We start from the raw sequence: 14662 nt of genomic DNA on the forward strand, positions 1-14662 counted from the left end.
GAATTTAACCATCAGCCCGATTGAGTTATTTAATTGAATGAGGAATCAACCATGCAACAGGCACTTTTCGGTGGGGGATGCTTTTGGTGTACTGAAGCCGTATTTTTACAGATTCAGGGAGTTCAGCAAGTCGTCAGCGGTTACGCAGGTGGGCACACAACTCAGCCAAACTATGATGATGTCTGTGGTGGCAATACCGGCCATGCCGAAGTCATTCTGATCGATTTCGATGAAAACCAGATTAACTATAACCAATTGCTCGATGTCTTTTTTGCGACCCATGATCCAACCACATTAAACCGTCAAGGCAATGATGTCGGCACCCAGTATCGTTCTGTGATTTATTATCTGAATGATGAACAGCAGCAACAGGCGCAGCAGGCGATGGATGCCCTGAAAGCCGATGGCATCAATGTGGTAACTGAACTGAGCCCTGCCCCGACTTTCTATCCGGCGGAAGACTATCATCAAAACTTCTTTGCCAAGAACCCGACCCAGGGCTATTGCAATTTTGCCATTCCGCCAAAATTGAATAAATTACGCAGCAAATTTACGACCTTGCTAAAAACTCATTAAGATTCATGAAAAATGGGCATAAAAAAAGCGACTGCAATCAGTCGCTTTTTTTATTACCTGAATCTTAGTTATCGGTTGCAAAAGCAATATCGCTGAGTCCGGCTCCACTCGCACGCGACATGACTTGCGCCACTGAGTCATAACGTGATTCTTTATCCGCTTTCAGCACAATGGTCGGCTGACGTTCAGCTTGGCCCGCTTCATTAAAACGGGTTTCAAGTTGTTCTAGCGTCAGTACATCACCATTCCAAGCAATGTCACCTTTGGCATTGATACTGATCGTGACATTTTCAGGCGGCAGATCGATAATCTCCGCAGTGGTTTGTGGCAAGGTTAATGGAATTGATGGGTTCGCAACGGTCGCTGTCACCAGAAAGATGATCATCAATACCAACATAATGTCGATGAGGGGAATGAGGTTCATCTCATTCATGCCTACATCGTTGTCTTCACCCAGTTGAAAAGCCATTAAACTTGACCTCCCACGAAACTCTGTTGTGTTACTTTTTCATCAGACTTTTTTGCAGCAGATTCCTGTTGCAGCATGGTATCAATCAACAGACCATGTGCCTGATCTTGTAATTCATGAGCCAAGCCACGATTAGCACGGACACAGATGTTATAAGCCAGTACCGCAGGAATCGCGACTGCCAGACCTAAGCCAGTCATAATCAACGCTTCACCGACTGGGGTTGCCACTTGTGCCAGACCTGCCTGACCACTTTTACCAACAGCAACCAGCGCATGGAAGATACCCCATACCGTACCGAATAAACCGACAAATGGAGAGATCGATGCGATGGTACCCAGAACTGATACACCTTTTTCGGCATTGGCTTTTTCTGCTGAAATCTGGCGTAACAGCGCCTGTTCTGCCACTGCTTTACGCTGTTCAAAGCCCAAAGGAGCCAGCTTGGTTTTCAGTTTTTCCAATGCTTGAGATAACTGAGCATAGGCAATCTGTTTCAGTTGGCGAGTGCCCATCAAACGCAGCACAAAAATGGTCCATGTCGCAATCGACATTGCCAATAACACGAAATACAGCGTTTTACTGACTGCATCAGCGTGTTGCCAATAAACTGAAAAGTTCATATTCGAACTCCTAATGGGTGAGCCGTTATTTAACCTGAAAATCGAAAGGCTGTTCCACACGGGTTGGATAAGCCACACCATTTTCAACATATTTAGTGAGTTGTGCACGACGTACCGCGGCTTCTACTTTGCGCGTTACTGCCGGGCTACAACTTGAATTTCGTGCAGTTGCAGAAACCACTTTACCCTGCTCATTCGCTGAAACATCTACTACCAGTGAACAGGCTGATTTTAATTCACCTGCAGAGAGCGAGACTTTGGGTGAACGCTGCCAGGACACGCCCCCACCAATCGATACACTTTTCGGGGATGGCGGCGCAGCAGGTGCTGGCGGTGCCACAGGCGCAGGTGGCGCGACTGGAGCAGGTGCCGGTTTAACTTTAGTTTCAGTGACCACTGTCGGTACAACCGGACTTGGGGTTGGTTTTGCTTCAACTGGCGGTGCTTTAACCACTTTTGGCTCTTCAGCCTTTTTCACCTGCTCGATTTTTTCTACTTTTTTCGGTGGTGGTGGCAGCGGTTTATCGACAATTTTGACTTCTTTTGGCTTAGGCGGCTCTTTTTGTGGCTCGGCCTTCGGCTTTGGCGGTAAAGGTTTTGGCGCTTCCTGGAGTTTTACAAAGCGCACTTTTAAGGGTTGCTTATCAATGGGTGCCAGCTCAGGTGCTTTCATCTGGCTGATCGCATATAACACACCCACATGCCCAACCAGTACAGCCGCCACGATAGAGATGACTTTCTTTTTCATCTGATTTGGCGGTGTAGGCATTTGGGGCGCAGCAACTTGACTCATTAAATCTATTACCTTGAGGAGATGATGTGGAACAAACTATCAAGCTCATCGGTTAGCACAATTAAAGTATGCCAATAATAAATGAGAAGTGTTTTCATTTGCAACCGCTAATCCTTCCTTTGACTGACTTTTTTGCATCAAAACAAAAAAGGCACACTAAAAGTATGCCTTTTTAAAACTCAATGCAAGTCTTATTGGAACACGACAGTCTTGTTGCCATCGACAATAATACGGTCTTCCAAATGCCATTTTACCGCACGGGCCAATACATTACGTTCCACATCCTGACCGAGTTCACGTAACTGCTCAACGGTAAAGTCATGGTTCACGCGCTCCACATCCTGCTCGATGATCGGACCTTGATCCAGATCAGCAGTCACATAGTGTGCAGTTGCACCAATCAGCTTCACACCTTTTTCATAGGCCTGTTTGTACGGATTGGCACCTACGAAAGCTGGCAGGAAAGAATGGTGAATGTTGATCACTTTCATTTCCCACTTGCTGACAAATTCTTCATCCAGAATCTGCATATAACGCGCCAGCACCAACAGGTCATTGCCTTGCATCAACTGGTCGATTTCTGCATAAGCTTCAGGTTTGTTGTCTTTGGTCACCGGCACAACTTCGAATGGAATGCCAAAATTTTCAACTGCTTCGCGTAAAGTCTCGTGATTCGATACTACTTTGGTAATTTCACAAGGCAGACCACCACGCGCATGACGCCATAACAGCTCAAGCAAGGCATGATCGACTTTAGACACCAGAATACCGACTTTTTTCACATCACTGACCAGAGCCAGACGCCATTGCATGCCATAGCGTTCTGCCACATTCGCTGCAAAAGTCTGGATAATACTTTCTTTACGACTTTGAAGATTATCTAATTCAAATTCAACGCGCATGAAGTAACGTCCGCCCTGCGCTGCTGTCGCATATTGGTCAAGCGCAGTAATGTTGGCACCTTGATGATACAAGAAGCTCGAAACAGCCTGCACGATGCCCGGCTTGTCTTCACAAGTAATCAATAAACGTGCGGTGTTAGCAGTCGTCATATTCATGTTGGTTTAAGTCACTAATCAGTTAAATTAAAAATAAGCCGAGTATTCTAGCGCGTTTCTTGGATATTCTGAATAGTTTGTTCAGATTCAGAATCTTTAGATGACGACAGGCTGGCAAAAAGTTCCGAAGAGCCCAAACTACTCAATAAACCTTCATAGGTTTGACGACTTTCACCACGTAAATACGCCCCTTCCAGGAATACCATTTGACGGAGTGCCTGCCAGACCCATTTTTCTTCCAGCGTATTGGAATCGGTTAAATGACCTGACATATACAGGAAGTTGGTCCAGTTGGTCAGTACAATCCACAGGTTAATGATCAGGGCTTCAATTTCTGAATCGGTCATGTCCATCAGGCCTGCATTAACAAAGCCTTTATAAATTTTCTGGCCCTGCTGCATCACCTGTCCGGCAAAGCGTGGATACATCTTGCGAAAATCTTCGTTATTTTCTACCAGATGATAGACATCACGATGCAGGAAACGGTAAGCCCATAACTGGCTGCTCAGCACCTGAAAATAATGCACCTTATCATTGGCATCCAGTGCACGGTCATCCGGCAGCGCCAGCATTTCCAGGGTCTGATGCTGGTACTGTTCCATCAATTCTTTAATAATTTCATTTTTATTGCGGAAATGATAATACAGGTTACCCGGGCTCATGCCGAGTTCAGCCGCAATGTGATTGGTGGTTACCGATCGTTCGCCACGCTCGTTAAACAGCTGCAAACTGAGCTGCAAGATACGCTCTTTAGTTTTTAAGGTTTTGGTTTGGGACATCCTAAAATAACCATTCAGTTCATGCATTAGCAGGCTAACACACAAAGTCACTTGACTAATTAGAGTATTTGCTCTAAAAATTAATTAATCGATTTTTGAATAATGGTAGTGCGGCATGAACAGTCACACAAAAACAACATCAATGACACCACATTTTTTTGATAGCCAATATCTGAATGAAGTCTTGGCGCAACAAAAACACGCTTACTTACACTACCCTCTGCCGACTGCAAAGGAACGTATCGATCGTTTAGCTCGACTTAAGCGTATCTTAGTTAAGTATCAAGATCAATTTGCTGATGCAATTAATCAGGACTATGGTAACCGTTCCATTGGGGAAACCAAGATTGGTGAACTGCTCACCTGTCTGGAACATATCAAATATTACAGCAAAAACCTGACCCGATGGATGAAACCTTCCAAGCGTCATGTCGGCATTATTCATCAGCCGGCAAAAGCCTGGGTACAATATCAGCCTTTGGGCGTAGTCGGAATTATCGCACCGTGGAACTATCCGCTGTTGTTGTCGATTGGCCCTTTGATTTGCGCACTAGCGGCCGGCAACCATGCCATGATCAAAATTTCCAGTGCATCCGCTGCTTTTGGTGAAGTTCTGGAAAAAGCCCTGGCTGAAGCCTTCCCTAAAGAATTGGTCGCTGTGGTGAATGGTGGTGGTGTGATTTCAGATGCTTTCTGTCGTTTGCCTTTCGATAAACTGATTTTCACTGGCTCAACTGCAGTCGGTAAAACCGTCATGGCAGCCGCTGCCGAAAATCTGGTTCCGGTGATTCTGGAACTGGGCGGTAAATCGCCGGTACTGGTGCATCCATCGATTGATCTGCGCGATGTCGCGCAGCGGATTGCGGTGGGTAAACTCTGGAATGCCGGTCAGACCTGTGTAGCTCCGGACTATATGTTCTTGCCTCGCGGGAAAACTGCCGAGTTCATTGATCACTTTAAAGCCTGTGTCGAAAGTATGTATCCGGATATCACCCATAATCAGGATTACACCTCGATTATTAATGTCAAACAATATAACCGTCTGCAAGGCTATCTGGATGATGCGCGTGAACAGGGTGCGCAAGTCATTGAAATTAATCCGCGTAGTGAAAACTCGGCTGATCTGCGCAAGATTGCACCGACCATCGTGACCAATGTCACCCCGATGATGCAGATCATGCAGCATGAAATCTTTGGCCCACTGTTACCGATCATGGAATATGATCAAATTGACGATGTCATCGACTTTATTAATAGCCGTCCGCGTCCACTTGCTTTATACTACTTCGACTTTGATCAGGCGCGTGCCGATTATGTCGCACAGCGTACCCATTCAGGGCATTTCGGGCAAAATACGGTACTGACCCATGTTGCGCAGGATGATCTACCATTTGGGGGTGTCGGTGCATCAGGTATGGGTAAATACCATGGCCCAGAAGGCTTCTTCAGTTTGTCGCATGAACGCTCAGTAATGTCGAATCCAAAGCTGTACAGCTTGAAATACATTCTGCCACCGTTCAATAAACCGATTCACAAGCTGATTTCGAAGACACTTCTCCGCTAAATGATCAAGGCATGAGCTATCGATATAGTTCGTGCCGCGTTTTGACGAAAATCGCTTGTCTTTTAAGCGCATTTTTGATATAAAACGCCCCTTGAATGATTTCAATCCGTTTATTTTTGACTGGCCATACAGATTTGCTGTTGGCTAAATCAATGGAGTTACACCATGTCTAAGGTTTGCCAAGTTACCGGCAAGCGTCCAGTCGTTGGTAACAACGTCTCACACGCCAACAACAAAACTAAGCGCCGGTTCGAGCCGAACCTGCACCACCACCGTTTCTGGTTAGAAAGCGAAAAACGTTTTGTACGTCTTCGTTTAACCACTAAAGGTATGCGTATTATCGACAAATTGGGCATTGAAAAGGTTGTTGCTGACCTACGTGCTCAAGGTCAAAAGATCTAAGGAGTCTGAACCATGCGTGATAAAATTCGCTTAGTTTCTTCAGCTGGTACAGGTTATTTCTATACCACGACTAAGAACAAACGTACTATGCCGGAAAAAATGGAAATCAAAAAATTTGATCCAAAAATCCGTCAACACGTAATCTTCAAAGAAGCTAAAATCAAATAATTTTAGTTTCTTTAAAAAAACGACCTTTGCGGGTCGTTTTTTTTTGCACTTTTTTTATCCGACTTGATAAACTTTCTGCATGTTTTGGCACTTTTTGTGCTTATTTCCCAGCAAACCTAGCTAAAGGAGTATTTAGTGCCACATGACGTAGAGCTCATTATATTACTGGCTGTTGGTTTTGGCTTAGCTTTGGTCTTTGGCTATCTCGCTGCACGGTTACGTCTTCCCCCTTTGATCGGTTACTTAATTGCCGGCATTCTGATTAGTCCCCATACACCCGGTGTGGTCGGTGATATTCATCTGGCCAACCAACTGGCAGAACTTGGCGTCATGTTCCTGATGTTTGGTGTCGGAATGCATTTTTCCCTGAACGATCTGATGCAGGTCCGCCGGATTGCCCTGCCCGGGGCCATTTTACAGATTGCAGTTGCCACCTTGCTCGGGGTTGGAGTTTCGATGCTGTGGGGCTGGAGCTTTGGCTCAGCACTGGTCTTCGGCCTAAGCCTGTCTTGTGCCAGTACCGTGGTTCTACTCAAAGCCCTTGGTGATCGTGGCTTACTGGATTCAATCAATGGCCGAATTGCTGTTGGCTGGTTGCTGGTCGAAGATCTGGTCATGGTCTTGGCGCTGGTACTGTTACCTGCCACTGCGGTGCTTTTAGGGGGGCAGGCGCTGGAAGGCGCAAGCGATGAGAATATCTGGCTTACCTTAGGGATTACCTTACTTAAAGTCGCAGGCTTTATTGCCTTCATGCTGATTATTGGTAAACGCTTGATTCCGATGATCATACAGGTGGTGGCACGTCTGGGTTCACGTGAGCTGTTTACCTTAACAGTGGTGGCTGCTGCCGTCTCGATTGCCTTTGGTGCTTATAAGATCTTTGGCGTGTCGATGGCACTGGGTGCTTTCTTTGCCGGGATGGTGGTGAAAGAATCTGATTTCAGTCATCGTGCCGAAGAAGAAACCTTGCCACTGCGTGAAATTTTCTCGATTTTATTCTTTGTCTCCGTCGGCATGCTGTTTGATCCGCGCATTTTGCTGGAACAGCCTCTACATGTGCTGGCCGTGGTCGGGATTATCATGATTGGTAAGACTATTGCGGCTATGGCACTGGTGCTGTTCTTTCGCTATCCGATCAATACCGCCTTGACCGTCGGTGCTTCTCTGGCACAGATTGGTGAGTTCTCCTTTATTTTGGCTGCGCTCGGTGTTTCGCTTAACCTGCTTTCGCTGGAAGGTCAAAACCTGATTCTGGCAGGTGCCTTGATTTCGATTACGCTTAACTCCTTTATCTTTTCCGCGATTGAACCGGTACAGAAATGGATTCGGGAACGCTCGACTCTGGCCCGATTACTGGAACGCAGTGGTGACCCTCTGGCAATGTTACCCGATGAAGTCTCACAGGATTACCTGCGTGATCAGGTGGTCATTATTGGCCATGGTGAGGTAGGTCGTCGCATTACCCGCTCATTGATGGAAGAAAATATCAAGGTGGTGATTGCCGAAGAAAACCGTGACATCGTCGAAAACCTGCGTGAGAAAGGCATTGCTGCTGTGTCTGGTGTTGCCACTGAAGCTGGGGTGCTGATTCAGGCACATATCCAACATGCGCGCTTATTGGTGATTTCGCCTATGGATATTATTGATATTCATAAAATTGTCGACATTGCCAAGACCTTGAATCCACAAATTCAGGTACTAGTCTGTGCAGAAAGCAAGGAAGAAGCTGAAGCCATTCGTCGGGATAATATCGGTGCGGTTTATTATGCCAAAGAAGAAATGGCGAAAAATATGAGCAATCATATTTTAAACCAGATTGAGATCGCGCATCAGCATACGCCTTCTCATTAAAGTTTTTCTTTGAATAAACGCCAAATAAAAAAGTTGCCGGATCTGGCAACTTTTTTTATGGACATCAATATATCTCTGAGCCAAAGATTTTATTAACACACTGGCTTCAGACTGCTCACGACTTAAATTTTAAAATACTGATTTTTCATCTTCATTTCAAATGAACGTTTTATGGTACTTAAAATCTGCCTAATTTAATAACCTATAAAACTCAAAAAGCACACCGATAGTGTGCTTTCTAAATAAATTTCAACGATTAACTCATATACTTTGGTTCTTCATCCACAACTTCAGCCTGCCACTCATTGACCTGCTGTTCCAGCAAACCATAGAGTGCTGCCTGAATCATCTGTTGCGCAATCACGGGCGTCTGCTCTCCAAGTAAAGCTTTCACCTCATCATTAAATTGAATCATGACCAAAGGCTGTTTATGTGAGCCTGCATTGCGTAGAGCCAACGCGCCGCCTTCAAGTTGAACGAGTTCTAAAATCGCGTCTTGATTACCAAATAAATCTTTCAACTGTTCTATAGACATATATCCTCCATGTTCAACATGGTGGCAAAGCGCCGGGTGCACTTTGCATCATTAGAGTAATTGATATAGGGTTAAAAATTGCATTTTCAAGTACAGCCGATCCGATTAAAATTCAATCATCTCATTACGAAAACCATCAATTAATTGGGTCAGGTCACGATGCCACTCTCTCAATATAGCAGTATCAGGTAACCACGCTTGTGGAGACTGTGTGACTTTAATGATGAGATTTGAGGATGTTTCGTCTTCAGGTTCTGGGGTACTTGGTTCGGGCGCATACTGGCACAGACGGTACGCGCGCTTCAGTTCAGCAATGAAACCGCTCTTGGACAAATGTTGCAATACCGCCACTTCTGGCGAAATCTGGCCTTTGGCCGCCATCAGTTCTTCGATCGATTTTAGCGTCGGATGAGGATCATTCAGGCGATAGTAACGCACCAGTTCCTGTAAAAATGCTAACAAAGCACCATGCAAATGAAACACAGTTGCTTCACGTTGTGCCTGAGCCTGTTGTACATGTTCGGTTTGCTCTGCTTGCTGGCAGGATAGACGGGCGAAATACAGTTTTTGATTGGTACGGTCCGCATGATAGCGAGCAACACGGGTCATCGAGATTTCCTAAGGGTTAAAACAAATTTTGGCTTTTATAAAGTAAAAGGTTCGCCTGCATTTCGCAATCAAAAGATGTTTAGACTGAATCAATCCCGCACTGAAATTCAGAGCATTGAGCTCACTGATTAAGTACGGCGATACTAAATTTCGACCATAAAAAAAGGAGCCTATCCAGTGCTCCTTTTTTGAGTTTAAGCCTGAGGCTTGTCTTCTGCAGCTTTCACGCGGATCCCATGTCCGTGCAAGCGCAACGTGTTCAGGCCTTTAATGGCTTTCACCGCTTCACGGCCATGTGGCATTTCTACAAAAGCAAAACCTTTTGATTTGCCTGTTGCTGCATCAAGCACCAAAGTACAGGTCTCCACTGTGCCATATTCCTGGAACAGTTTCAGTAATTCGGCTTCTGTGACCGTACGTTCTAAATTACGAACTAAAATTTTCATCTTACAACCTTAAGAAGATAGGCAAAAAATATCAAAAAGCACGCGCCTACTCTACTTTTTGCATGAAACAACTTTGCCATAGTTTAATCGAGATCAATGCCAAAATCTAAATTAATCGACTTGCGTTCAATCAAGGCACTTTTTACCGTTTGCTGCCGGGTCTTGTAATGGGTTTCCGTGGTACATAAATGCCGGGTGAGATCATTCAGGAAATAGCTTTCGACTTTACGCCCCTGCTCATCGACCGTTTCCCGCGCCCAATGATTCAGGTTCTGTTTGGTCAGAATCAATTCATTTTTTGCCCGGGTCAACGCCACATATAGCACACGACGTTCTTCTTCGACATCATCAAAGTCACCCTGAGCACGTGCATGCGGGTAATTGCCTGGCGTGACATTGGCCACATAACAGACATTTTGCTCAGTACCTTTTGCCGAGTGAATGGTGATTAAGGTCACCACATCATGATCCGACTGGCGTTCAATTTCCGAGATTGACACCGGATCCAGTACATATTCCTCTAAAAATTCACTCAACTGTGAATGCTTGGAGGCCAGCTGTTTGACGAGTTCAAAATCACTCTGGCGACGTGGCCAATCCTTTTTATAGTTTTCCGCCAACTGCGATTCAATCGCCTGAATCGCAAGACCGACACAGGCTTGCACTTCGCCTTTGAGCACACTCATCTGCTGCATGATGAGAATAGTTTCTAATGGTATCTTGCCAAATTTTTCCAAATTATCTGCAATAGCTTCCATTTCCGGTTCAGCCAATAACTGCTGCGATAGCTTACTGGCACCCACATCACCAACACCATTCCACAGGGTCAAGAAACGCATCCAGGCGATATCATCCAGCGGATTGGCGACTACGCGCAGCATGCTGAGCAAATCTTTGACATGCGCCGTTTCCAACAGCTTCATGCCACCAATAAAGCGATACGGCACATTAGCCGCGATACAGGCTGCCTCAATATGCCGTGCGGCAAAACTGGAACGAACCAGCACCATATGCTCGCCCCACTTACTACCTTGCAGATAATGACGCTCTTTAATATCAATCGCGATCCATTTGGCTTCATCAAACTCATTCGGGAAAATATGCATGCGCGGCTTAATGCCTTCTCCGCGATACGCTTCCAGACGTTTGTCATATTTGATTTCAGACTGATCGAGCAGCCAGTTGGACAGATCCAGAATTTCCTGGGTCGAGCGGTAGTTTTTTTCTAATTTAAAAATCTGCGCATCTGGCACACGCTCTTTGAAATGGTGAATATTTTCAAAGTCTGCACCACGAAAACCATAAATCGACTGCGCATCATCACCGACACAGAACAGGCTAATCTGGTCTTTCAGTGGCTCCAGCAAAGCCCATTGCAATGGATTGGTATCCTGCATTTCATCGACCAGCATATGCCGACAGATCGAAGCGACATAGTCGACCAGACCTTCGGACTGTGCCAGCGCCGTGGCAACTACCGCTAGGATGTCATCATAATCCAGAAAGCTGCGCACCTGCTTACGTGCTTCATATTCTTTCATGATGTCAGCAATCTGGTCTTTGAGAGCCAGATATTCTGGCATCTGTTTTTCTAATGCCAGACTGAGTTTTTGCCGGGTATTCCGTGCAAAAGAATACAGGTCACATAATTCCTGAGGCTTAGGCAAATGATTGGGATTTTTCTTGTCATCACGGCCGCGAATCAGGCGGAACATCATCAGCTGATCATCACGATCAATAATCGAAAACTGTTCCAGACCAAAAGCTTTCGGAATACGGCGCAGCAGATACATACAGAAGGTATGAAAGGTCGAGGCTCGCAGCCCCTTGGCTTGTTCACCAAGTGCCAGTTCGACACGCGCCACAATTTCACTGGCTGCACGGCGAGTAAAGGTCAGAATCTGAATCTGCTTGGCAGGCACGCCCTGTTCAATCAAGTAAGCTGCGCGTGCCACGATGGTCTTGGTTTTGCCACAACCTGCCCCGGCCAGCACTAAACTGTGTTTTGCTTCTGTGGTGGCTGCTTGTCTTTGCTGAGGATTTAATTCATCAATCAGGGTGGCTAAACTCATTTTCACTCATCATTTTGTGGATGTATGTAGTTTAACAGATCGCTTCCAGAATTATGGCTTTTCAGTTGTCCTGAAACTGTCTCCAATTTTATTTCCTGATTTGATATTAGCTAACGACAGGGCGTGCTGGATTACAGGAGAGAGAAATACTTTCACTCTGTCAAAAGATTTTTAACTATCTCAGCGACAGCTTTCTCCAAGTTCATTTCTGCATTATTTAAGGCTTCCTCTAAAGGACAATCTGGCGGATTAATCCCAACAATCTGGCTAAATCCTGACTCAAACAAATCCTCAATCCCTTCACCGACTAGACCCGAAAAAGCAATCACCGGTTTATTGAAGTGTTTTGCAACCTGCGCCACACCAAATGGCGTTTTGCCAAATTTGGTTTGAAAATCAATTTTACCTTCCCCGGTAAACACATGATCTGCTTGCGCTATTTTTTCACCCAGTTGAACCTGTTCAATCATCAGCTCTACACCTGATCGAATGGAAGCAGCAGTGGATGCCATTAAACCAAAACCCAATCCACCGGCAGCGCCCGCACCTGCCACATGACGATAATCACAGCCAATCTGCTGAGCAACCACATCGGCGAAATGACAGAGGTTTTGATCCAACTGCTTGACCATTTCAGGCGTTGCACCTTTTTGTGGTCCAAAGATTATCGATGCACCATTTGGTCCACACAGTGGATTGTTGACATCCGATGCAATGATTATTTCAGTATCTGCTAAACGTGGATCAAGTTCGGATAAATCCATTGATTTGACCAGATCTAAGTTTCCACCACAGACCTGAATTGACTCACTCTTATAATTTAGAAACCGCACACCCAGTGCTTGCGCCATACCAGCACCTGCATCATTGGTAATACTGCCACCGAGCCCAATGATGATTTTTTTCACATCCAAATCCAATGCTTGTTTGATCATTTCTCCTGTACCATAGGTCGAAGTAAGCATCGGGTTACGCTGTGAAGGTTTCAATAAATGAATGCCATTGGCCTTGGCCATTTCAATCACGGCAGTCTGGCTTGCATCAACCAAACCCCAATAGGTCTGAATACGTTGCTCAGATAATGGCCCGGTCACTTCACATGCAATACTTTCCCCCTTTAAACTTGAAATCAGTGCATCGACCGTGCCTTCACCACCATCAGCCATTGGCACATGAATAATGTGGGCATCCGGAATGACATTCTGAATACCGCGTTGCATGGCCTGAGAAGCCTGTGCAGCAGACATGCTTTCTTTAAACGAGTCGGGAGCAAGCACAAAGGTGAGCGGCATGGTGTGATCTTTTATCCACAAATGAAGTCTAAATTGTGGATAAATCCAGCACTATCCACAAGTCTTTATTTCCAGCCCAGTTCAATTGCAGTTATCTCATTAATCAAAGTTTGATTTAAAGATTCTGGCATTTTACTGGTGGTTTGAGACACCGGGATATATCCTGCCATCAGCTCCGCTTTGGCCTGCGGAAATAAGGGTTGTTGATCTGGAAATGCATAACCCAGTGGATAAATCGGTTGGCCTGTGGCCAAATCATATTTATCTGAAGCACCAAAGGCATGCAGCAACTCATGAACCAAGACAATTTTATTCTGTTCAGTCTGTTGCTTGGATGCAAATAGATTTACCGAACCAATTCGGCCTTTTTGCAAGGCAGTTGAATGTTTCAATTGCTTGGTCTGCACAGGATCATAGTAATTTAAAAATAAAGTCACATTGGCTGAAGGATCTGAACTCTGTCGTTGTTTCCAAGCATAGAACCGGAATTTTAAACTCCATAAAACTGTATCGATGAGCGAGGCTTGCTCAGGGACTTTGGGTGGTAGAACTTGAAGCTCACGGCCTAAATTAAAATAAAAATAAGTCGGCTTTCCGCGATACTGCTGAGCTGCTTTTTCCAGATATTCCCTTGCTCCATTCAAGTCCTGAGCTGACAGTTGCTGGATATATTGCTGTGTGGTCGGTAATCCATCGGCATTAATCGGATGCAGCAAAACAATAATTGGCTTTGACCAGTTCTGGTTTTGATCACGATAGGCATTAACTGCGACAATCAATAAGATGATTAATAAAATCAGAATCCGAATCTTTTTCCACATATCGATTACACACTCTGCTTTTTCATTTTTCTTAAATACATCTGACTCATTTCTATTTTTGTTTCAAATAAATTTAAAGTTTTTATTAATCCTGACAATTTGGCTCTACCATAGTTACGAGAGTCAAAATCAGGCTTTACTGCACTGATATACTGCCCGACCATCCCTAAATTCGCCCATCCATTATCATCGGCATTATCTTTTACAGCTTTATAAATTAAGTTAAGCGTAGCTCGATCCATCCCTTCAGGTAACTGAATTTCCTTTTGCGCAGATATAGTTTTTTGTCCATTAGTCTTGATAATCTCCGAAACTTTTTTATCTATTGATCCTGTTTCTTCACCATCCTCATTATTTTTAATTTCACTATCTACAAGTAAGTTTTCGATATAAATGAACTTGTCACAGGCTTTCTTAAATGCTTCAGGCGTAGCTTTTTTGCCAAAGCCATACACTGTTAGACCATTTTCACGAATACGTGAAGCTAAGGGCGTGAAATCGCTATCGCTGGATACGATACAAAATCCGGTGGTGTATCAAAAAGTATGCTAAAAAAAAGCAGGTTGAATTTTGATAAAATAGAGAAATGCAAATAACTCTAGAA

Annotated in this window: 16 protein-coding genes and 1 pseudogene; 5 read left to right on the forward strand and 12 right to left on the reverse strand. The window is 44.8% G+C overall.

Annotated features, from left to right (window positions below):
• Positions 1 to 51: 51 nt before the first annotated feature.
• A complete protein-coding gene (msrA, locus tag PV763_RS05295) occupies positions 52 to 576 on the forward strand; it encodes a peptide-methionine (S)-S-oxide reductase MsrA (RefSeq protein WP_004647414.1) in 525 nt (174 codons plus the stop codon).
• Between the two features lie 64 nt (positions 577 to 640).
• Here msrA and PV763_RS05300 read toward each other — a convergent pair whose 3' ends face one another.
• The 5 genes from PV763_RS05300 to PV763_RS05320 form a co-directional block, all read right to left on the reverse strand.
• Positions 641 to 1045, reverse strand: a complete 405-nt coding sequence (locus PV763_RS05300) for an ExbD/TolR family protein (RefSeq protein ID WP_086044131.1) — start codon at positions 1043 to 1045, stop codon at positions 641 to 643.
• Entirely contained in the window at positions 1045 to 1668 is a 624-nt protein-coding gene (locus tag PV763_RS05305) for a MotA/TolQ/ExbB proton channel family protein (RefSeq protein WP_004647413.1), read from the reverse strand. Before PV763_RS05305 ends, PV763_RS05300 begins: the two co-directional genes overlap by 1 nt.
• 25 nt (positions 1669 to 1693) lie before the next feature.
• The gene (locus PV763_RS05310; RefSeq protein ID WP_005267494.1) at positions 1694 to 2461 is read right to left on the reverse strand and encodes a hypothetical protein; all 768 of its coding nucleotides are present in this window, start codon (positions 2459 to 2461) and stop codon (positions 1694 to 1696) included.
• Positions 2462 to 2652: 191 nt separating this feature from the next.
• Complete coding sequence (gene purU / locus PV763_RS05315) at positions 2653 to 3519, reverse strand: formyltetrahydrofolate deformylase (RefSeq protein ID WP_004647410.1); 867 nt, start codon at positions 3517 to 3519, stop codon at positions 2653 to 2655.
• A 47-nt stretch (positions 3520 to 3566) separates the two neighbouring features.
• Positions 3567 to 4298 carry a TetR/AcrR family transcriptional regulator gene (locus PV763_RS05320; RefSeq protein ID WP_034437998.1) on the reverse strand — a complete coding sequence of 244 codons (732 nt, stop codon included), beginning with the start codon at positions 4296 to 4298 and terminating at the stop codon, positions 3567 to 3569.
• A 115-nt stretch (positions 4299 to 4413) separates the two neighbouring features.
• On the opposite strand from PV763_RS05320, the gene PV763_RS05325 reads away from it, so the two are divergent.
• From PV763_RS05325 to PV763_RS05340, 4 genes are all read left to right on the forward strand, one after another.
• The gene (locus PV763_RS05325) at positions 4414 to 5862 is read left to right on the forward strand and encodes a coniferyl aldehyde dehydrogenase (protein ID WP_004647408.1); all 1449 of its coding nucleotides are present in this window, start codon (positions 4414 to 4416) and stop codon (positions 5860 to 5862) included.
• Between the two features lie 165 nt (positions 5863 to 6027).
• Positions 6028 to 6264, forward strand: a complete 237-nt coding sequence (rpmB, locus tag PV763_RS05330) for a 50S ribosomal protein L28 (RefSeq protein ID WP_000048256.1) — start codon at positions 6028 to 6030, stop codon at positions 6262 to 6264.
• A 12-nt stretch (positions 6265 to 6276) separates the two neighbouring features.
• Positions 6277 to 6432: a 50S ribosomal protein L33 gene (gene rpmG, locus PV763_RS05335; protein WP_001205031.1), complete on the forward strand. Its 156-nt coding sequence runs from the start codon at positions 6277 to 6279 to the stop codon at positions 6430 to 6432.
• Between the two features lie 135 nt (positions 6433 to 6567).
• Positions 6568 to 8283 (forward strand): cation:proton antiporter, encoded by a 1716-nt coding sequence (locus PV763_RS05340; protein ID WP_420937471.1) that lies wholly within the window; start codon positions 6568 to 6570, stop codon positions 8281 to 8283.
• A gap of 256 nt (positions 8284 to 8539) precedes the next feature.
• Here the strand turns inward: PV763_RS05340 and PV763_RS05345 are convergent, their stop codons facing one another.
• The 7 genes and pseudogenes from PV763_RS05345 to PV763_RS05375 form a co-directional block, all read right to left on the reverse strand.
• On the reverse strand, positions 8540 to 8818 hold the full coding sequence (locus PV763_RS05345; protein WP_004278462.1) for a hypothetical protein: 279 nt from the start codon (positions 8816 to 8818) through the stop codon (positions 8540 to 8542).
• 105 nt (positions 8819 to 8923) lie between these two features.
• A complete protein-coding gene (locus tag PV763_RS05350; RefSeq protein ID WP_004278463.1) occupies positions 8924 to 9427 on the reverse strand; it encodes a DUF6586 family protein in 504 nt (167 codons plus the stop codon).
• A 194-nt stretch (positions 9428 to 9621) separates the two neighbouring features.
• Positions 9622 to 9873, reverse strand: coding sequence for an RNA recognition motif domain-containing protein (locus tag PV763_RS05355; protein WP_004729489.1), 252 nt, complete (start codon positions 9871 to 9873; stop codon positions 9622 to 9624).
• Between the two features lie 83 nt (positions 9874 to 9956).
• The gene (locus PV763_RS05360; RefSeq protein WP_253173009.1) at positions 9957 to 11945 is read right to left on the reverse strand and encodes an ATP-dependent helicase; all 1989 of its coding nucleotides are present in this window, start codon (positions 11943 to 11945) and stop codon (positions 9957 to 9959) included.
• 152 nt (positions 11946 to 12097) lie between these two features.
• Entirely contained in the window at positions 12098 to 13237 is a 1140-nt protein-coding gene (locus PV763_RS05365) for a glycerate kinase (protein ID WP_396469406.1), read from the reverse strand.
• A gap of 65 nt (positions 13238 to 13302) precedes the next feature.
• Positions 13303 to 14058 carry a hypothetical protein gene (locus tag PV763_RS05370; RefSeq protein WP_121979825.1) on the reverse strand — a complete coding sequence of 252 codons (756 nt, stop codon included), beginning with the start codon at positions 14056 to 14058 and terminating at the stop codon, positions 13303 to 13305.
• Between the two features lie 5 nt (positions 14059 to 14063).
• A pseudogene (locus PV763_RS05375) lies at positions 14064 to 14585 on the reverse strand (NYN domain-containing protein); the annotation flags it as partial.
• Between the last annotated feature and the right edge of the window lie 77 nt (positions 14586 to 14662).

Origin of the sequence: Acinetobacter sp. AS5, from assembly GCF_048957595.1 — a bacterium.
GTDB lineage: Bacteria > Pseudomonadota > Gammaproteobacteria > Pseudomonadales > Moraxellaceae > Acinetobacter.